The sequence below is a fragment of the Aestuariibaculum sp. YM273 genome (assembly GCF_030908365.1).
Taxonomy (GTDB): domain Bacteria; phylum Bacteroidota; class Bacteroidia; order Flavobacteriales; family Flavobacteriaceae; genus Aestuariibaculum; species Aestuariibaculum marinum.
Window position 1 is genome coordinate 478016 of sequence record NZ_CP133090.1, and the last position, 18674, is coordinate 496689.

At 34.8% G+C, this 18674-nt stretch carries 22 protein-coding genes and 1 other RNA gene; 13 read left to right on the forward strand and 10 right to left on the reverse strand.

From position 1 onward, the window contains the following. The first annotated feature begins 167 nt into the window (after positions 1-167). The 10 genes from kdsA (at position 168) to RBH94_RS02025 (ending at position 5769) form a co-directional block, all read left to right on the forward strand. On the forward strand, positions 168-986 hold the full coding sequence (gene kdsA / locus RBH94_RS01980; RefSeq protein ID WP_307882146.1) for a 3-deoxy-8-phosphooctulonate synthase: 819 nt from the start codon (positions 168-170) through the stop codon (positions 984-986). Between the two features lie 12 nt (positions 987-998). Next, a complete protein-coding gene (locus RBH94_RS01985; RefSeq protein WP_307882147.1) occupies positions 999-1862 on the forward strand; it encodes a hypothetical protein in 864 nt (287 codons plus the stop codon). 179 nt (positions 1863-2041) lie between these two features. Next, positions 2042-2650 (forward strand): hypothetical protein, encoded by a 609-nt coding sequence (locus RBH94_RS01990; protein ID WP_307882148.1) that lies wholly within the window; start codon positions 2042-2044, stop codon positions 2648-2650. Between the two features lie 17 nt (positions 2651-2667). Then, positions 2668-2958 carry a hypothetical protein gene (locus RBH94_RS01995; protein WP_307882149.1) on the forward strand — a complete coding sequence of 97 codons (291 nt, stop codon included), beginning with the start codon at positions 2668-2670 and terminating at the stop codon, positions 2956-2958. A gap of 32 nt (positions 2959-2990) precedes the next feature. Beyond that, entirely contained in the window at positions 2991-3284 is a 294-nt protein-coding gene (locus RBH94_RS02000) for a transcriptional regulator (RefSeq protein ID WP_188223603.1), read from the forward strand. A gap of 45 nt (positions 3285-3329) precedes the next feature. Beyond that, positions 3330-3836, forward strand: coding sequence for a hypothetical protein (locus RBH94_RS02005; protein ID WP_307882150.1), 507 nt, complete (start codon positions 3330-3332; stop codon positions 3834-3836). After that, positions 3817-4104, forward strand: coding sequence for a hypothetical protein (locus RBH94_RS02010; RefSeq protein WP_307882151.1), 288 nt, complete (start codon positions 3817-3819; stop codon positions 4102-4104). The genes RBH94_RS02005 and RBH94_RS02010 overlap by 20 nt, the downstream gene beginning before the upstream one ends. A 3-nt stretch (positions 4105-4107) precedes the next feature. Next, complete coding sequence (locus RBH94_RS02015; protein WP_307882152.1) at positions 4108-4740, forward strand: vancomycin high temperature exclusion protein; 633 nt, start codon at positions 4108-4110, stop codon at positions 4738-4740. Then, a complete protein-coding gene (locus RBH94_RS02020) occupies positions 4737-5108 on the forward strand; it encodes a DUF2809 domain-containing protein (RefSeq protein ID WP_307882153.1) in 372 nt (123 codons plus the stop codon). Before RBH94_RS02015 ends, RBH94_RS02020 begins: the two co-directional genes overlap by 4 nt. Next, positions 5101-5769, forward strand: a complete 669-nt coding sequence (locus tag RBH94_RS02025) for a DUF1361 domain-containing protein (protein WP_307882154.1) — start codon at positions 5101-5103, stop codon at positions 5767-5769. Before RBH94_RS02020 ends, RBH94_RS02025 begins: the two co-directional genes overlap by 8 nt. On the opposite strand, the gene RBH94_RS02030 is transcribed toward RBH94_RS02025, so the two are convergent. Together RBH94_RS02030 and RBH94_RS02035 are read right to left on the reverse strand one after the other, a co-directional pair. After that, on the reverse strand, positions 5766-6551 hold the full coding sequence (locus RBH94_RS02030) for an SDR family oxidoreductase (RefSeq protein WP_307882155.1): 786 nt from the start codon (positions 6549-6551) through the stop codon (positions 5766-5768). The genes RBH94_RS02025 and RBH94_RS02030 overlap by 4 nt on opposite strands. Positions 6552-6589: 38 nt before the next feature. Continuing rightward, a complete protein-coding gene (locus RBH94_RS02035; RefSeq protein ID WP_307883128.1) occupies positions 6590-7795 on the reverse strand; it encodes an NAD(P)-dependent oxidoreductase in 1206 nt (401 codons plus the stop codon). Positions 7796-8068: 273 nt separating this feature from the next. On the opposite strand from RBH94_RS02035, the gene ssrA reads away from it, so the two are divergent. Next, positions 8069-8464: a transfer-messenger RNA gene (gene ssrA, locus RBH94_RS02040) on the forward strand. Positions 8465-8519: 55 nt separating this feature from the next. Then, a complete protein-coding gene (locus tag RBH94_RS02045; RefSeq protein ID WP_307882156.1) occupies positions 8520-8834 on the forward strand; it encodes an antibiotic biosynthesis monooxygenase in 315 nt (104 codons plus the stop codon). A 27-nt stretch (positions 8835-8861) separates the two neighbouring features. Here the strand turns inward: RBH94_RS02045 and RBH94_RS02050 are convergent, their stop codons facing one another. Genes RBH94_RS02050 through RBH94_RS02085 form a run of 8 tightly spaced genes read right to left on the reverse strand, consistent with a single transcriptional unit; the run spans position 8862 to position 17763 of the window. Beyond that, a complete protein-coding gene (locus RBH94_RS02050; protein WP_307882157.1) occupies positions 8862-10361 on the reverse strand; it encodes a glycerol kinase GlpK in 1500 nt (499 codons plus the stop codon). 19 nt (positions 10362-10380) lie between these two features. Next, positions 10381-11352: an ABC transporter permease gene (locus RBH94_RS02055; protein ID WP_307882158.1), complete on the reverse strand. Its 972-nt coding sequence runs from the start codon at positions 11350-11352 to the stop codon at positions 10381-10383. 37 nt (positions 11353-11389) lie between these two features. Beyond that, positions 11390-12910 (reverse strand): sugar ABC transporter ATP-binding protein, encoded by a 1521-nt coding sequence (locus RBH94_RS02060; RefSeq protein ID WP_307882159.1) that lies wholly within the window; start codon positions 12908-12910, stop codon positions 11390-11392. Between the two features lie 2 nt (positions 12911-12912). Then, entirely contained in the window at positions 12913-13539 is a 627-nt protein-coding gene (locus RBH94_RS02065) for a DUF2291 family protein (RefSeq protein ID WP_307882160.1), read from the reverse strand. Positions 13540-13542: 3 nt separating this feature from the next. Next, positions 13543-14508 carry a D-ribose ABC transporter substrate-binding protein gene (locus RBH94_RS02070; protein ID WP_307882161.1) on the reverse strand — a complete coding sequence of 322 codons (966 nt, stop codon included), beginning with the start codon at positions 14506-14508 and terminating at the stop codon, positions 13543-13545. Between the two features lie 4 nt (positions 14509-14512). After that, the gene (locus RBH94_RS02075; protein WP_307882162.1) at positions 14513-15490 is read right to left on the reverse strand and encodes a transketolase family protein; all 978 of its coding nucleotides are present in this window, start codon (positions 15488-15490) and stop codon (positions 14513-14515) included. A gap of 4 nt (positions 15491-15494) precedes the next feature. Next, on the reverse strand, positions 15495-16325 hold the full coding sequence (locus RBH94_RS02080; protein ID WP_307882163.1) for a transketolase: 831 nt from the start codon (positions 16323-16325) through the stop codon (positions 15495-15497). Between the two features lie 22 nt (positions 16326-16347). Next, a complete protein-coding gene (locus RBH94_RS02085) occupies positions 16348-17763 on the reverse strand; it encodes an L-fucose/L-arabinose isomerase family protein (protein WP_307882164.1) in 1416 nt (471 codons plus the stop codon). A gap of 254 nt (positions 17764-18017) precedes the next feature. Here RBH94_RS02085 and RBH94_RS02090 point away from each other — a divergent pair, with 254 nt between their 5' ends. Next, on the forward strand, positions 18018-18674 hold the full coding sequence (locus RBH94_RS02090) for a class I SAM-dependent methyltransferase (protein ID WP_307882165.1): 657 nt from the start codon (positions 18018-18020) through the stop codon (positions 18672-18674).

Sequence of the window (18674 nt, forward strand, 5' to 3'; positions counted from 1 at the left end):
ATCAGGTATATCCGGGTATTTTCAAGATTCACAAAATTTCATTTTTAACGGTGCCATATTTATAGTATGTAATCTGTTAATGGCCCTATGGATTATTAGAAATAGTTTAAATAGAGCATTCTAAAAATGACTATCTTTGTCGCTTAATTTTATGAAAATTTAAGCAGATGAATCTTCAAGAGATCCCTAAAATAAAACATGTAAATGCTAATAATTTCTTCCTGCTTTGTGGACCATGTGCCATTGAAGGAGAAGATATGGCCTTGCGTATTGCCGAAAAAGTAGTATCGATTACCAACAAATTAGAAATTCCGTATGTATTTAAAGGAAGTTTTAAAAAAGCTAATCGTAGTCGAGTTGACAGCTTTACGGGTATTGGAGATGAAAAAGCATTAAAAATTCTTCAAAAAGTATCCCAAACTTTTGATGTACCTACAGTAACAGATATTCACGAAGTTTCAGACGCGGCATTAGCAGCGCAATACGTTGATGTTTTGCAGATTCCTGCCTTTCTAGTTCGCCAAACCGATTTAGTGGTTGCTGCTGCAAAAACAGGTAAAGTGGTTAACCTTAAAAAAGGACAGTTTATGAGTCCTGAGGCGATGAAACACGCTGTACAAAAAGTTAAGGATTCCGGAAACGACAAGGCCTGGATAACAGACAGAGGCACTATGTTTGGATATCAGGATATGATTGTAGATTTCCGTGGTATTCCAACCATGAGAGAATTTGCTCCAACAGTTTTAGACGTTACGCACAGTTTACAACAACCTAATCAAAACAGTGGTGTAACCGGAGGAAGGCCTGATATGATTGAAACCATTGCCCGCGCGGGTGTTGTAAACAATGTTGATGGTTTATTTATTGAAACTCATTTCGACCCTGCAAATGCCAAAAGTGATGGCGCCAACATGCTTCACTTAGATAACCTTGAAAAACTTCTTAGCAACTTAGTTGCCATTAGAAAAACAATTAATAATTTATAATTATAGTCTTAAATGACGAAAAACAAATTAAAGCCTATTCTATTAGGTTTCGCATTTTTATTGTCGAGTTTCACAATAATTGCCCAGGAAAATATTTCCACCAAATATACTACTAACAACAAAGGAAAATTCTTTATTAGTTGGGGAGGTAACCGCGAACGATATTCAAAATCTGATATTACTTTTAAAGGTGAAGATTATCATTTTACAATAAAAGATGCAACAGCTCACGACAAGCCCAAAGGCTGGCATATCGATTATATTAACCCAACCCGAATTACTATTCCGCAAACCAATGTAAAAGTGGGATATTTTATTTCAGATAAATACACCATTTCATTAGGTATCGACCATATGAAATACGTTATGGACAGAAATGAATCACGACGTTTAAATGGGCATATCGATTTACCGAAAAGCGAAGCTGGCTCTATATATAACGGCACGTATAACAATGATGCCTTTTTAGTATCGGAGGAGTTTTTAAAATTTGAACACACAAACGGTTTAAATTATGTCTATGCCGAAATTGCGCGCTTTGATGATATATCCTCTATTTTCGGAATTAATAACACAGACAAATTTCAGATTAATTTTACTGAAGGATTAGCTGCAGGAGCGTTAGTCCCGAAAACCAACACAACCTTACTACAAAAAGAACGCTACGACGAATTTCACTTGTCAGGTTACGGAATTTCAGCGACAGCAGGTTTAAATTTATTATTCTTCAAACACTTCTTTATTCAAACGGATTTAAGAGGTGGTTATATTAACATGCCAGATATTAGAACAACTAGTAATACTGCCGAAAGTGCTTCGCAACACTTTATGTTTATTCAAAATGTAATTTCTATTGGTGGTATGTTTAGAATCTAATTTTCTTAGTAACATAAATACAATTGAAGTCCCCGGTTTGGGGACTTTTTTGTTAGGATTCATATTGAATAGTCCTCAGTTAAATAGAACTCCTCAAAAAAAATCTTTTAATCTTAGCTACATTTTATTTGGAAATATTGAAATTTATTTATTTACTTTGTAATTCAAAGTACTTTAATATGGAATCGAAAGACTATTTAAAAGACATTAGTGAAATTAAAAATTTAATGAATAAATCTTCGCGATTTATTTCACTTAGTGGATTATCTGGAATCATGGCCGGAATTTATGCCCTTTTAGGAGCAGGCTATGCCTATTGGCTGGTAAGTAATTCTAAACATGAGTATTTAATTTTAGATGGCACTGTTTTTAAATTAGTTCTACTTGATTTATTTTTAGTAGCCTTATTCAGTATCATAACGGCTGTTATTTTAACAACCCGAAAAGCCAAGCAAAACGGATCAAAAATCTGGGATGCTTCATCAAAACGTCTGCTTATAAATTTTTTAATTCCATTAGTTTCAGGAGGAATTTACATTCTCATCATTTTAGGAAATCAAAAATATGGTCAAACCGGGGCCTTAATGCTTATATTTTACGGATTAGCTTTAATAAATGCATCGAAGTACAGTATTGGTGATATCAGATATTTAGGAGTTATTGAAATTATTCTGGGATTAATCGCAGCCCTATTGCCTGGTTATGGCTTTTGGTTTTGGGTTTTAGGCTTTGGAATAATGCACATTGTTTACGGTACCTGGATGCATTTTAAACACGATAAAAAATAACTTTAAACATGAACACTATGTTAACTAATTGTAGAAGAATTTATATTATTCTAGGCGTTATATCGGTAGTACTTATCATTCCGTTTATAGCTATGCAGTTTAGTACTGAAGTAAACTGGAGTCCTTTCGATTTTATTGTTATGGGTGGTTTATTATTAACCGTCGGACTTTTTTTTGAATTAATTATGAGAACATTCCGTAAGCCATCCGTTAAGATAGTTCTAATAGTTATACTATTTTTGCTCTTTCTGTTAACATGGGCCGAGTTAGCCGTTGGTATTTTTGGAACACCATTAGCCGGAAGTTAACACCCATTGGGCATTGCCTTTAAAAATAGACTATGAGTATTATTAATAACATAAATAAAGTTTTTGATCATCGTATTCGCTTAGGCATTATGTCTGTTTTAATGGTAAATGAATATGCCGATTTTAATACTTTGAAGGAACTGCTGGGCGCTACCGATGGTAATTTGGCAAGCCATACCAAAGCACTTGAAAAAGCAGAATATATAACCATAGAAAAACAATTTATAGGCCGAAAACCCAATACCAGATACAGCACAACCAAATTAGGTGAAGTTGAATTTAAAAAGCATATTGATGCTCTTGAAAAATTGATACACAAACAATAACTGTTTTTTTACACATTAACTTTGAAAAACAAAGTACTTTTAAAAATGAATTTAAGAAAAAAACTTATCGAATGGCTGTTTAATAAATCTCAGAAGGCATACACAGACATGTTTAAACATCATAAACCATGGGACGTAAGCAAACATGAGCTTCTTACCTACCCTTCAGAAAGTATCGGTAAACATTTGGGGTTGTTTTTGGATAAAAATAATTTTGAATTAATTGCAAAAGTCGAGCGTCATGATGCTTATCATACCATTACGGGTTATGGCACTTATGTAGAAAATGAAATTGCTTTACAATGCCTTTGTTTTGGCAATGGCAAACGAAGTCTCTATTTATACGGTGCCATGATTTTAGGTATTATAATTTTACCCGATTACTTCCCATATTATTACAGATCATATAAATTGGGCAAAACAGCAAATTCCTTCCATCATTACGATTATAAAAAGTTACTTCATGTTAACATTCATGATTTCAGAGAAGTCATTTTTTCGAAATCCTATCTACAACCTAAAACCTCATCTTATGAACAAATTACATTTTAGCCTTAAAATAGCTTTTACCTTTTTTAGTATTGGAACCATTCTATTTTTAATTCAGTTAATCATTAATAAAATAACCTTAGTTACATTTATCGGTTTATACTATGTTCTTTTTGCTGCAATCCTTAACTGTTTAATTGTTATCACTTTATTAATTACCCTGATTTTCGATAAAAACAGAAAATCCATTTTAAAATCACTAGTAATTATAGCTTCTAATATCCCTATTGCCTTAATATATTTCATCATTGTTATCAATTACGCCATCTAAGTCATGACAAAACACCTAACATCCTTTATAGTTCTAATACTTATTTCAGTTTCAGGAATTCTAATGAACAATTATTGGATTTCTAACAAAGCGAATCCGTATTTATACAATAGCGTTTCAAACGTACCTACTAATAAAGTCGGTTTACTATTAGGGACAGGAAAATTTTTAGCCAACGGTTCAATAAACCATTACTATACATATAGATTGATTGCTGCCATTAAATTATTTAAAGCAGGTAAAATTGATTTCATTTTAGTTAGCGGTGATAACAGCAGGACCGATTACGATGAACCCACAACGTTTAAACACGATTTAATAGCCGCAGGTCTACCCGAAGAAAAAATATATCTCGACTATGCTGGTTTTAGAACATTAGACTCTATTTTACGTGCAAGAGATGTTTTTGGTTTATACTCGTTTACTATTATTTCTCAAAAATTTCATAATGAACGTGCTATATATCTTGCACAATCACATGGTTTAAATGCTATTGCCTTCAACGCCGAAGACATTAAAAGTTACTTCGCAATTAAAACCAGATTAAGAGAGTATTTAGCCAGAGTAAAATCATCCATTGATTTACTGTTTAATGTTCAACCCCAATTTTTAGGTAAAAAAATTGATATCAGATGACATTAAACAAACCCTATTTCATGCTGGCAATCTTAATATTGATTGTAGAAGTACTAATCGCATTACACTTGGACACTGGATTTATTCGGCATACATTTGGAGATTATCTTGTTGTCATTTTAATCTACTGTACCATTAAAAGCTTCTTCAAAACGACATCAAAAGTTATCGCAATTGGCGTTCTTCTTTTCGCTTATTTTATTGAATTTCTTCAATATATAAACATTGTTAATCTACTAAACCTTCAAAACAAAAAGATATTGAGCATTTTAATTGGAACAACTTTTAGCGTGTTCGATTTAATAGCCTATACCCTAGGTGTTCTAACTATTTTAAGTGTTGATATAAAAATTTTTAATCATGACTAATTTCAAAACCTACATTTGTAATCAATTTAACATTTTAGTTTTAATCGGTTCATCCATGCTTTTCAGCATCTTACTATTAATGATTAGAATAAAACTAAATCATTCTTTTTTCTATCTGTTTTTAATCTGGAATTTATTTTTAGCCTTTATACCATTTGCGCTAACAAGCTACTTATCGACAAGACCAAGGCAACATAAAATCTCTTTTGGTTTATGCTTTTCCACTTGGCTCGTCTTTTTACCAAATGCACCGTATATCATTACCGACTTTCTGCATTTGCGTTTTGGAGATCACCACTTGTTATGGTTAGATGTTTTAATGTTAGCATCATTCTCTAGCAACGGGGTTTTGCTATTTCTTCTATCTGTAAAAGAAATGAAACAAATACTGCTTCAATATTTTAGTGTCAGCCTATATAAACTTATCATTACATCAATTTTCCCATTAACCGCATTCGGTATCTATTTGGGCCGGTTTTTACGCTACAACTCCTGGGAAATTATTCAGAATCCAATCGAATTATTTCAGGACATACTAGATATAGTTATTCATCCGATGCTTCATTATGAAGCCTGGATCTTTACTTTTGTTTTTAGTATATTTTTAGCGCTTATGTACCAGACGCTAAATATCTTTTATAAAACAGCACCTAAAAACTAAACTTCTTCCCTATTCTTTTCTTGAATTTTTCGAACAATTGAGGTAGCTGCTCGACGCGGCATTACTCTGGGCAAAACAGCTAGAAACTTATTGAATTTACCTGGAATAGCATAACTCTTACCGTTCAGCATAGCCTTATACCCGTAGGCAGCTACAGCTTTAGCACAGCCCATATTAAAACTAATTTTATTATCGCAGCTGTCTGCTGAAACGGTTTGCTGAAACTTTGTTTTTGTAGGTCCGGGACACAGTGCAGTTACAGTTACTCCTGTACCTTTTAATTCGTTAGCAATAGCTTCAGAAAAGGATAGCATATAGCCTTTTGAAGCGTAATAAATTGACATTAATGGTCCAGGCTGAAACGCTGCCAACGAAGACATATTTAATATTCTACCAAAGCCACGCTTTACCATACCCTCAAGTATAAGCTTAGTTAAATGAGTTGTGGTCATTATATGCACATTTAGCATAGCCTGCTCGCGTTCCCAGTCGGTATCTGTGAACGAGCCGAAAAGTCCGAAACCAGCATTATTAACTAAAACATCGACATTAACACCATTAATATCTTCCATAATCTCTGCTGCTACATTCGACTGACTTAAATCTTTTGCCTGAATATCAACCTTACAATTAAAGGTTTCTTGTATATGATCCTGTGCTTTCTCAAGATTGTTTTTATCAATATCAATTAAAATTAATTGATACCCATCGTTAGCTAATAGTAATGAAAGTTCGTAACCCAAACCTGAAGCGGCTCCGGTTATTAATGCTGTTTTTGTCATAAATTTTTTAAAATAATTGGGGCGTTAAAAGGCTAAATCTAATGTTTTCCTTCCACATAATCCTGTAAATACGAAAAACGTTTGGTTAATTTGCCTTTTTCAGTGATTTTTGCACGCTGCAACACACCATCTTTGTCATCGTTAAAAAATGCAGGAATAACATGTTGCAAAAACATGTCTCCGAAACCTTCGCTCGCATCTTTTGGCAATTCACAAGGCAAATTATCTACTGCCATAACGGCAATAGCATCTGATTTCGTATAATCGGTTTCAGATTCTGTTTGTGGATCGTAACCATAAATAGGATCAGCAATGGTTGACGCTCGTAAAGTGGTTGCTACCGGTCCATCGACATCACAGCTAATATCTGCCACTACTTTTATATTGAAATCGAGTGACTTAACATCGTCTCGTGTGTATAAATAAGGCGCACCATCGCCGTAAAAATGACCAGCTATGTAAAAATTGGTAACCTTAGCAAATCTCATAAAGTCTGACTGATAATCTTCTGGATGATTGAAGAAATCGAAATTATCAATCACTTGTCCGTCTTTTCGTTTATTATAATCTAAAACATCAATTTTACAGTAAACGGATTTAGAAAACGTCTTATTTAAGTAGTCTTCTACTGAAACCTGCTCAATTTCCATAGCATCTAACATTTCCTGAGATCCGTTCGCTACTTTTCCACTACCTGTTAACAGTATTTTTATATTAGGAAGTTTTAATGTTTTTAATTGTTGAATTAACTCTTGCTGATGTGCCAAGGTTCCTGCCTTAGGCAATTGCCAAGTGTTATATTTTAAACCCCAAGTCCGGAAACCATTATATGTCCCCACAATTCCTGCATAGCGACCAAAACCTATTAAACGGAATCCTTTACTGTTTACTATGGTTTCATGATCATACAGTTCTATATTCTTTTCTAAAATGGCCAGAATCAGTTTTCGGTTATAGGGTTGCTTTTTTATGGTATGCGAAAAGAAAAAGTACTTTTTGTCAGGTACCAATGCTTCAATTGGTACTTCCTTTACACCTATAAAAACATCGCAGTAAGACACATCCTTAATAACCTCAAATCCTTGAGCTTCATATTCTGAATCTGGAAACACACGTATATCGGAAGTCTCAACTTTAAAAATGGCATTAGGAAATTGGGCTTTAGCTTCGGTTAATTTTGATGGTGAAAATACCACACGGCGGTCTGGTGGGTTTTTACGTTCTTTAATAATAGCAAATGTTATAGGCATAAACTACTGGTTTATTTGGTATTTAAGTTTAGTTGAAAATGAATTTGGAATAATTCTTGCTCTAAAATAGGTGGATTATTATTGAATTACAAAGTTTTTGATAACTTTGCGTTCGCGTTAAGGATTAAGGCATTGTTGGAGCTCCTTGAAAAGAGCGACTGCCGAAAGCCTGACCCCACAGGGTAACGCCATTACAATTTTGATGAGTTTCTGAAACAAGTTCAGGATTAATTCAATTACGTAAAATACATTTTACTATTTCATTAAGGGGTCGACTGGTTTTGACAGCGAGATTAATTGAACGGTAAGCACGTCGTGTAATGATTTTGAAACACGTTAAAGGCTAAATCAAACTTTAAACGGCGAGAATAACTACGCTTTAGCTGCTTAATCTGAATTATAGTAAGATTTGCCTAGGCGCACAAGGTGCGTAAGCTAAATGTCTCCGGAAAGCCTTGGTTAACGGCGTTCCTTTTAGAGGCATCGTAAATGTTGACATAGATTGGGTCCTGCTTCGATGCCCTTTCGAAACTTAAGAAGCTAAGCTAATAAGTAGGTTGTCTTTAACCAGCTTTTAGTCGAAAACTCAAGAAAAGAATAAACGTGTAGAAAGCCCTTTGATTACTTGTTTGGACGAGAGTTCGATTCTCTCCGACTCCACAATAAGCCTATTGAAATAATTGTTTCAATAGGCTTTATTTTTACCTAAATTTACGACATGTTAATAGCCAATACACCGGAACCACCGTATTACGCCGTAATCTTTAGTTCTATAAAAACAAATAAAGATGAAGGTTATGAAGAAATGGCTGAGTTTATGGTAAACTTAGCGAAACAACAGGAAGGCTTTTTAGGTATTGAAAGTGCTAGAGACGAAATAGGTATTACCGTATCTTATTGGAAAGATTTTGAATCTATACGAAACTGGAAAAACCAAGTAGACCATCAAGTTGCTCAAAAGCGAGGTAAAAAAGAATGGTATAAAGCCTACAAAGTAAGAATTGCTAAGGTAGAACGAGATTATGGGTTTTAATCTAATCTCAACTTTCTTAGTTAAACTTTAATACATTTTTTCTTCTAAAATTTTATTCCACCCTTTGTAAGCTTCATGTGGTATAAACTCTCTTAAATTAGGTTCAAAAGTCTTAACATTTTCTTCAATAGGTTCAGGTAATTCTTCTAAACCAGACCAAAATTTTATACCGAGTCCGGACATAAGAGCAGCCCCCCATGCTGATACATCAGTAATTCCCATATTAACAACAGGAGTTTTTAATAAATCAGCTAGAAACTGCATTAAAAAGGAATTCGCCGTGATTCCGCCATTAACTTTTAATTCCTTTAATTCTGTTTGCGTTTCCTGCTCCATGGAAGTTATTACATCCTTAATTTGAAATGCGATTGATTCCAAAGCGGCACGAACCAAATGTGACTTATTAGTTCCAAACGTTAGTCCGTGAATAGAACCTTTCCACTGATCCTGCCAATAGGGGGCTCCCATTCCACTAAAAGCAGGAACTAAATACACGCCTTCATTGGTAACCAATGATGTTGCCATGGTTTCTATCTGATTATGTGTTTCAAAAACATCCAACTGATTTTTTAACCATTCTAACGTTGATCCACAACTTACAATAACTCCTTCCAAAGCATAATTAACCTGATCACGAATACCCCAACCTATAGTGGTTAACATACCGTTTTCGGTTTGCCCCTTAATATTTTCCGAGTTCCATAATATTGAAGACCCTGTGCCTAAAGTTGCCTTTGCCGATCCTTTTTTAAAGCACCTTTCACCAAAAAATGCAGCTTGAGAATCTCCAATGACCCCAGTTATTGGAATTGAAATATCGAAAACACCTTCGAAATTAGAGTCTCCATAATCATCAGCCGAAGAGACTACTTTTGGTAATTTCAATAATTCAAGATTAAACAGCTTCAATAATTCAGAATCCCATTCCAAATCATAAATATTAAAAAACAAAGTTCGAGACGCATTAGTAAAATCCGTTTTATAACAATTTCCATGGGTTAATTTGTATAACAACCAAGTATCTACTGTTCCAAAACAAGCTTCTCCCTTATCTATAGCTTGTTTAATTTTTTCATTATTTTCATGAAGCCACATGACTTTAGTGGCCGAAAAATAAGGATCTATTGTTAATCCGGTTTTAGAACTAATTAAACTTTCTAAATCTTTTTCTTTTAGGGTTTCACAAATTGAAATTGACCTCTTACACTGCCAAACTACTGCATCACATAATGGATTACCTTCTTTATCCCATAAAACAAAAGTTTCTCTCTGATTTGAAATGCCACACGCAATAATTTTATCTATTTCACCAACATATTTCTCTTTAAACTCAGTAATACAATTTCTAACCGCACTAATAACCGATTGATAAATTTCTTCTGGCTTCTGTTCAACAAATCCAGAGGACGGATAGAAAGATTTTAAAGGGGTTGTACTTTTAATAATTACTTGACCCTGCGAATCAAAAATAATAGCCTTTGACCCACTAGTTCCCTGGTCTATAGATAGAAAATAAGATTTAGACATGTAACTGAAATTTTAACTTTTAATCTTCATTTGGATAATTCAACCTATCCATAATAACTGCAATTAGAATTACAAACCCCTTTATAATTTGCTGCCAAAACGGAGATACGTTTAACAAAACCAAACCACTATTTAGTACTCCTATAATAAGGGCTCCCTGCACAGTACCCATAATAGACCCGCGACCACCAGACAGGGATGTTCCACCTATTACAACAGCTGCAATCGAATCCAACTCATAACTCATACCTGCATTTGGTTGTGCTGAGTCTAAACGAGACGTAAGCATTATACCTCCCACAGCCGCCAGCACCCCAGCAATTGCGTAAACCCAAACCTTTACTCTGTTAATATTAATACCTGATAAGCGTGCTGCACTTTCATTTCCTCCAATGGCGTAAATATGCCTTCCAAATTTTGTCTTTTTTGTTACAATAACCGCTATAACAACTACAAGAGTTGTAATCCAAACCGGCATTGGAACACCTAAAAACCATCCTGTTCCTATAAAAGAAAAATTGAGACCAAAACCAGTTATTGGAAACCCTCCAGTCCATAGCATCGTAGCTCCCCTGGCAATGGTAAGCATCGCTAAGGTTGCCACAAAGGGAGGCACTTTAAATTTCGTAATCATCCAGCCATTAAACAGCCCCAGACTTCCTCCTGTAATTAAACCAGCTAAAATAGTTCCAAAAAGAGTGAAACCTATGTAGGCATTTAAAGGTGGTATTTCTAATCCATATTTTAAAACTCCTGCTGCTATTGCACCACTGAAGGCCAATATAGACCCTACCGATAAATCGATACCTTTTGTTAGAATTACAAGAGTCATCCCTACAGAGATACAAACATTGATAGAAATTTGTCTCGCTATATTCCACCCATTTTCTATGGTAAAAAACTTATCGGATAAAACTGTTAATACAATACATAATACCAAAAGTGCAATGATTGACTGAAATCGTACTAAAGTAGATTTAACATTGGCCATAATATCTTATAATCTTAATTAAATTATTTTATTTTTTCTATAATGTTGCAGCAGACATGATTGATTCTTCGCTAGCTGTTTGCTGATTAAAACTACCAGAAATTCGAGTTTGACTTAATACCAGTATACGATCTGCTATCGCCATAATTTCAGGTAACTCAGAAGAAACAACTACAATACCTAATCCTTCCTTGGCCAGTTTATTTATTAAATGATAAATTTCATTTTTAGCATTAACATCAATCCCTCTTGTTGGTTCATCGAGAAATAACACTTTGGGCTTTGTTGCCAGCCATTTAGACAAAACTACTTTTTGCTGATTTCCTCCACTTAAATTTTTAGCCAGTTGTTTCTCAGAAGGCGTTTTAATTTTTAATGCTGTTATATATTTTAGTGAAAGTACAGCCTCAAGTATAGTACTTAAAAATCCTTTCTTTACCACTTTATCAATACTAGCCAAACTAATATTTTTACTTATGGGCATCTGCAAAATAAGGCCATCTTCTTTTCTATCCTCGGGAACTAAAGCTATACCGTATTTTATAGCATCAATTACAGAAGTAATTTTAACCTGTTTTCCTTCAATAAAAACAGCGCCAGACATATGTTTATGATGTAATCCAAAAATAGTTTCCAAAAGTTCTGTACGCCCTGCTCCCATTAATCCGAAAACCCCGAGCACCTCTCCTTTTTTCACATTGAAACTTACATCTTTAATTAAAAATGTAGATTTATCATTTACTCGCGGAAGACTAATATTTTCCACCCTTAAAACCTCCTCACCTAAAACCACTTCGTCCTTTTGGAATTTATTATCAATATCTCTTCCAACCATTAAACGAATAAGATCGTCTCTTTTTGTGTTTGCAACATCTTCAATCGTACCCACCGATTTACCGTCTCTTAAACCTGTAAACCGATCTGCTATAGCAAATAGTTTATCTAACTTATGTGAAATATAAAGAATGGACACATTATGATCTTTTAGCGTACCGATTATCCTGAAAAGCACCTCTATTTCTGAATCTGAAATCGCCGAAGTCGGCTCGTCCATTATCAACACTTTAGCTTCTTCTAAAAGTGCTTTAGCTATTTCTACGAGCTGCTGCTCTCCTACTCTTAATTTAGAAACCAGAGTTTTAGGATTTAATTGACAATCTAAGCGCAACAGCAGTTCCTTGGTTTTGCTTATCATGGTTTTGGTGTCCAGCATTCCAAAACGATCTTGTAATTCCCTTCCTAAAAAAATATTCTCGTAAATAGACAAGTAAGGAATCAAGTTGAGTTCCTGATGAATAATGGCAATGCCATTCTTCATGGCTTCTTTAGGGTTGCTAAAATTCACAACCTCCCCATTTAAAATAAGTTCCCCTTCATAATCTGGATAAACACCAGAGAGAATTTTCATTAAAGTAGATTTACCTGCTCCATTTTCACCTACAATAACATTTACCTTTCCTGTATGTACATTCAGGTTTACGTTATCTAATGCAGTTATACCTCCAAACTTTTTAGTAATGTTTTTAGCTTGGAGCAAAATATCTGGTTGATTCTTCAATGCTATTCGTTTTTGAATTTAACATCAATAGGAATTACTCTTAAATCATCGAGATTTACCTGTTTTAAGTTCACTTTCACTGCTCCTTTAAAATGGATAGTGTCTTCTATTTTCACGTTCTCTTTAAAGGGAGGAATAATATTTTCACGAACATAATTATTTAGTTCAACCGATATATTATTATAGTCCATAGTATTTTGGTAATCGCTAATATTAGCCATTTTGGTTCCTTCACGAATAGCATTCCCGAATATAAAATCGGTAGCGATTTTAATATTTTGATCTTTACCGTCAATCAAAGATACTATGACATTTTCATCACCTATATAACGAACTACAGCATCACTTTCAACAATAAAATAATAGCTATTACTGATACCTAGCTTATTGCCTTGCGCCTCACAATAAGCCGTAACATCTTTTGCTAATTCATCCAAAAACACAGCCGTTGCTATGCCTTTTAGCGATTTAGCTTCAGATGTCATAAACGTATTGGCAAAACCTTTAGCATCAAACTTAGATTTACCATGTTTTTCTTTTACTTCAGTTAAATTCTCTATGTATATCGAATTATATAACGACACACAAATAACAACACCTACAAGGATATATTTAATGACTCTTTTCATGGCTTATTCGTTTGATCCGTATGCATTAAACTGATTAATATTTTCCTGAGTAACTACCTCTACTTCAAGAGGTGTTTTGGCTCCAAAATCACGCCTGCCTTTTATATACTGGTCTGCTAATTCTGCCGCTGTCCTGGCCATTTGCTTAGGTGATTGCATAGCTGTAGCCATGATTCTTTTATTATTAATGGCATCCATAACATCTTTGGCGCCATCAAAGCCAAAAACCATTACGCTATCAGCTTTTCCAGATGCTACCAATGCCTGATAGGCTCCCATAGCCATGGCATCATTACCACAAAATACAGCATCAATATCTGGATTCGATTGTAAAATAGACTCTAACACTTCCATAGCTTTACTCCTGTCGAAGTCTGCACTTTGTTGTGCCACCATTTTTAGGTCTGGAAAATGATCGACCACACTATGAAATCCTTTAGATCGGTTCCAGGTATTATTATCTCCAACCAAACCAAGTAGTTCCACATACTTTCCTTTTTTATGAAGCTTCCTGACAAAATATTCGCCAAGCTCTACACAACCAGAAAAGTTATCAGAAATAATTTGGGATGCTGGATCGTCCAAAGAATTCACTTCTCTGTCCATACAAAATGTAGGCACGCCAGCTTGTTTAGCACGTTTAACATTAGACACCGATCCTTCTGAATCCGTAGGATTGAATAAAATTGCACTATAACCAGCCGCTATTAAATTCTCAAAATGTTCTGCTTCTTTAGATGTATTATTCTGGGAATCGAAAATCGTGGCTTCGTAGCCTAATTCTCTAGCCCGTTCTGCAGCCGATTCTCCCAAAACAACAAACCATGGGTTATTAAGCGTAGATATAACTACAGCTACTTTTTTTGCAGATTCCTTTTTATCATTATTACAATCTGTAATTAGAAATGAAAAAAGAAAAAGCAGTAAGTATTTTATTGGTGGTGGTATTAGTTTAGTTGGTAAAGTCATGACATCAAATTTTAAGATTCAACAAGGTTTTACAAGTTTCATACAACCCAATTTCCGAAATACCGTAGTGGTTAAATATTTCAACCTGAGAACCCGTAATAGTATATTCGTCAGGAATTCCAATAATTTTAAAGGGGTTAGTAAAACCTTTTTGAAACAGATGAGAAGCACAGGCTTCTCCTAGACCTCCATTAATCATATGCTCTTCCACGGTAACAATTGGCGAATTACCGGAAGCTAAAGTTTCTAACAATTTAACATCTAAAGGCTTAACTGTATGCATACTAACAACCGTTGCTTTTATATTATGATCTTCCTCCAGCCTTTTGGCAGCTAACCACGCAGGGTAAACTGTTTCTCCGGTGGCGATTAGGGTAATATCTTTACCTTCTTTTACAACACGACCTTTCCCAAATTGAAACGTTTGATTCTCTTCACTTAGAAAAGGCATGGCTTTTTTTCCAAACCTTAAATAAACAGGCTTATCGTGCTTAGCAGCTAACTTCACTGCTTGCTCAGTTTCAAAATTATCAGCTGGTGCTACTATCGTTATATTGTTGATAGCTCGTAAAGCTGCAAAATCGTGTAAACTGTGATGCGTTGTTCCTAAAGCGCCATAACTTACCCCGGCACTGATTCCAACCAATGTAACAGGGTTATCGGAATAACACACATCATTTTTAATTTGTTCTAATGCCCGAGCGCTTAAAAAACACGCAGGTGATACAGCAAATGATTTTTTTCCTGCGGAAGCTAACCCAGCTGCAACTCCTACAAGATTTTGCTCTGCGATACCTACTTCTACAATTTGTTTGGGATATTTTTGAGCGAAAGGCACCAATTTACCAGACCCTCGGGAATCACTGGTTACAGCTATAATATCCTTATCGGTTTCTGCTAAAGCCTGAAGTGTTTCAGAAAACACAATCTGATTAGCCTCACCCATTTTTAAATATTTATCTTCTATTTTATCTAGCTCCATTATCTTATTTAATTAATGCTTCCGTCTGGTTTAGTTCACTTAAAGCCAATTCGTATTGTTCCGGACTTGGCACACCGTGATGCCATTTTATATTTCTTTCCATATAACTCACCCCTTTTCCTTTTATGGTATGAGCAATAATAAAATTAGGCTTACCAGTTTCAAACGGCCCGTTATTTAATGCGTTCTCTAAGTCTTCTAAATTATGCCCGTCAACTTCTTTTACTGCCCAACCAAAAGTTTCTAACTTTTCCCGAACGGAATCGGTGTTCATCACATCTTTATTGTCTCCGGTGATTTGTTGTTTATTATAATCAAGAATCGCATACAGATTATCCAATTTATAATGTGAAGCCGACAAAAAAGCTTCCCAATTAGAGCCCTCTGGCAATTCACCATCACCTAACAATGTAAAAATGCGGTGTGATTTATTATCTAGTTTTGCTGCTATAGCTTCTCCTACACAAATAGGCAACCCGTGCCCTAATGCCCCGGTATTCTGCTCAACACCGTTTACTTTTTTCGTAGGATGACCTATGTAATGGGATTGATATCGGCATAAAGTCTCTAAATCTGATTCAGGAAAAAATCCGCGATCTGCCAAAGTCACAAATAAAGCTTCTACGCAATGGCCTTTACTTTGTACATAGCGGTCTCTATTCGGGTTCTTAAAATTATTAGGGTCTACATTTAACACACGATTATACAACACATTCAACGTATCGACACAAGAAAGACTCCCTCCTGTATGCCCAGCCTTCGCATGGTATATATATTTAAGAAGGTTCTTCCGTAGATAAACTGACTTCAATTTCATTTCTTTGTTTGTCATCATCTCTCTAATTTGAAGTTTAATATTATCCCTTGTGATTGTAGACTTCCCACCCCATATAATTCCCCAGAGCTTCCTCTAGAATTGAAGCTGTTTTAGAAGCATTCATAACCACATGATGCTCAAAACCATTTCTGCATATATGATGCATTAATCCGTTTAAATCTCCTATCTGAGCAACGGCTCTATTTCCAAAGGTATTTAGAGGATCGTTGGTAAGTTCCCCTTCTCCAACATAGGCTTTTATTATTCCTTTAGGATCGTCTGTACTAATTCTTCCGAAGGTAAGCGGCATGGCCGGAGTTCTTCCGTCTAGTGCCCCATAGGTGTTTTCTACCCCTATACTAGTTCCTAAAATAGGCGCATTACTGATTTCTATGTCTGGTAAAAATGATTTTGCCCAGTTTCCACAATGAAATAAAACACACTTGTTTTCATCATCGGCATAATTATTATTCCAATCTACCAAAGCACTTGGTGACCCCGATGCCAATTGCATGGCGTACATACTTAAAGTTCCGGTAACATCAACTTCACAAGCCGAAGGCAACATGTTTTCAGACATAATGCTCATACTTGTACACACATTACATCCGTAATTTTGCTGTAGTGAAGTCCAACACTGAATGGCTGTAGCATCCAAGGCATATTCTTCTACATACTCGTTTAAAACCACATCCAGTTTAGCGATTTGGATCATAGCGTCATCAGGAGTTTTCCCCTTAGGAGCGTATGCATTTATACTTTCCAGATGCTGCTTGACAGCTTTATCATCTTTGGTCAACTTATTGGCTCTACCTAAAATCTCGGAAAGATCGGCAGTAACCACTGTAATACCGTTTCTTTGCAATATTTTTTCTGAAAAACGCACGGTGTTAAAAGCGCCTGGTCTAGCACCAATAGCCCCAATACGAATATTTTTCATCCCCTTTACCACGCGGCATACCGCTAAAAAGTCTTTTAAATCGTTCTGAAAGGGTTTCTCTGATGGGAAAGATACATGCTGACTCGTCAACGAATATTTAATACCGTATTGATACAGGTTATTACAAACCGATATTTTACCACACCAAGAATCTCGTCTGTTAGCAACATTCATTTTAGATAATTCATCCGGATAGGCCTGGACAAGAACTGGCACGTTTAAATTTGCAAGTTTCAATGTATCAGCCACCCCACGTTCATCCCCAAAATTTGGAAGTAATACCAGTACTCCTGCTATTTCTTCTCTGTATTTTTTAAAGAGGTCTGCACATTTCTGAGAATCTTTGTAAGTTTCTACACCTCCCAATTTAGTATCTGTGGTTTCTAATAAAATAGGTTTTATACCTAGCTCAGACAGAACATTAATAATTTCCGTTCTGGCTTTTTCTACTAAACTATCAGGAAAAAAATCCCTGTTACCTATAATTATTCCTAGGCTTAATAATTGTTTCGACATGCTTATTTGTTAGTTTGTTGGCTCTAATATTTATATTTTAATAATAAAAACATGTTAATTTTAAACGATGGTCAATTTTATAAAAATTTATTTGCGATAATCTCAAAATAAAACAAACATATTTAACATCTATTAAATTTACGAAAGTTAACCAAGCAATCAAACTAATCCACTTACCAACACACTATACAAACCATAACCGAACACTTTCCTTATCTTTATTCAGAAATAGAACAGGCTTTAGTTTAAATAAAATGAATAAATACCAAGAAACATTTAACACCTGGAATAGCATAGCCAAGCGCTATGAAGACGCGTTTTTTGATTTAGATTTATACAACGACACGTACAATTTCTTTTTAGACAATCTTCCAGGTAAAAAATCGAAAGTTTTAGATGTAGGGTGTGGGTCTGGAAACATAACCAAGTATCTTTTGGATAAAAACCCTAATCTTACAATTAAAGGTATTGACATTTCTAAAAACATGATTGATTTAGCTAAAAAGAATAATAAAACGGCTGAATTTGAAATCATGGATATTAGAAATTTAAACCAGTTAAAAGAAACTTTTGATGGTATTATTTGCGGTTTTTGCATACCCTATTTATCTAAAGAGGATTGCTCTAAATTCATTTCAGGTTGCAACCATTTGCTTAACGATAATGGTATACTGTACTTAAGCTTTGTTGAAGGCGATTATGAAAAATCCGGATTTATATCTGGCAGTACTGGAGATCGTGTCTATTTCTATTATCACAACCTAAAAAATCTCAAAATCCAATTAGAAACTTATAACTTTGATACTCCAGCAATTTATCAAAAACAATACACTAAAAGCGATTACTCCTCAGAAACCCATAGTATTTTAATAACTAGAAAGGTAAAATACAGAGAGGTTAACAGAACTTAA

Bases quoted from the DNA above. Each gene is read 5' to 3' on its own strand.
- RBH94_RS01995 (WP_307882149.1), top strand. From the start codon at position 2,668: ATGTTAACTAATTGTAGAAGAATTTATATTATTCTAGGCGTTATATCG.
- RBH94_RS02010 (WP_307882151.1), top strand. From the start codon at position 3,817: ATGAACAAATTACATTTTAGCCTTAAAATAGCTTTTACCTTTTTTAGT.
- RBH94_RS02005 (WP_307882150.1), top strand. From the start codon at position 3,330: ATGAATTTAAGAAAAAAACTTATCGAATGGCTGTTTAATAAATCTCAG.
- RBH94_RS02015 (WP_307882152.1), top strand. From the start codon at position 4,108: ATGACAAAACACCTAACATCCTTTATAGTTCTAATACTTATTTCAGTT.
- RBH94_RS02065 (WP_307882160.1), bottom strand. From the start codon at position 13,539: ATGAAAAGAGTCATTAAATATATCCTTGTAGGTGTTGTTATTTGTGTG.
- RBH94_RS02050 (WP_307882157.1), bottom strand. From the start codon at position 10,361: ATGTCTAAATCTTATTTTCTATCTATAGACCAGGGAACTAGTGGGTCA.
- RBH94_RS01990 (WP_307882148.1), top strand. From the start codon at position 2,042: ATGGAATCGAAAGACTATTTAAAAGACATTAGTGAAATTAAAAATTTA.
- RBH94_RS01985 (WP_307882147.1), top strand. From the start codon at position 999: ATGACGAAAAACAAATTAAAGCCTATTCTATTAGGTTTCGCATTTTTA.
- RBH94_RS02045 (WP_307882156.1), top strand. From the start codon at position 8,520: ATGTTAATAGCCAATACACCGGAACCACCGTATTACGCCGTAATCTTT.
- RBH94_RS02055 (WP_307882158.1), bottom strand. From the start codon at position 11,352: ATGGCCAATGTTAAATCTACTTTAGTACGATTTCAGTCAATCATTGCA.
- RBH94_RS02090 (WP_307882165.1), top strand. From the start codon at position 18,018: ATGAATAAATACCAAGAAACATTTAACACCTGGAATAGCATAGCCAAG.
- RBH94_RS02070 (WP_307882161.1), bottom strand. From the start codon at position 14,508: ATGACTTTACCAACTAAACTAATACCACCACCAATAAAATACTTACTG.
- RBH94_RS02085 (WP_307882164.1), bottom strand. From the start codon at position 17,763: ATGTCGAAACAATTATTAAGCCTAGGAATAATTATAGGTAACAGGGAT.
- RBH94_RS02020 (WP_307882153.1), top strand. From the start codon at position 4,737: ATGACATTAAACAAACCCTATTTCATGCTGGCAATCTTAATATTGATT.
- kdsA (WP_307882146.1), top strand. From the start codon at position 168: ATGAATCTTCAAGAGATCCCTAAAATAAAACATGTAAATGCTAATAAT.
- RBH94_RS02080 (WP_307882163.1), bottom strand. From the start codon at position 16,325: ATGATGACAAACAAAGAAATGAAATTGAAGTCAGTTTATCTACGGAAG.
- RBH94_RS02025 (WP_307882154.1), top strand. From the start codon at position 5,101: ATGACTAATTTCAAAACCTACATTTGTAATCAATTTAACATTTTAGTT.
- RBH94_RS02000 (WP_188223603.1), top strand. From the start codon at position 2,991: ATGAGTATTATTAATAACATAAATAAAGTTTTTGATCATCGTATTCGC.
- RBH94_RS02030 (WP_307882155.1), bottom strand. From the start codon at position 6,551: ATGACAAAAACAGCATTAATAACCGGAGCCGCTTCAGGTTTGGGTTAC.
- RBH94_RS02075 (WP_307882162.1), bottom strand. From the start codon at position 15,490: ATGGAGCTAGATAAAATAGAAGATAAATATTTAAAAATGGGTGAGGCT.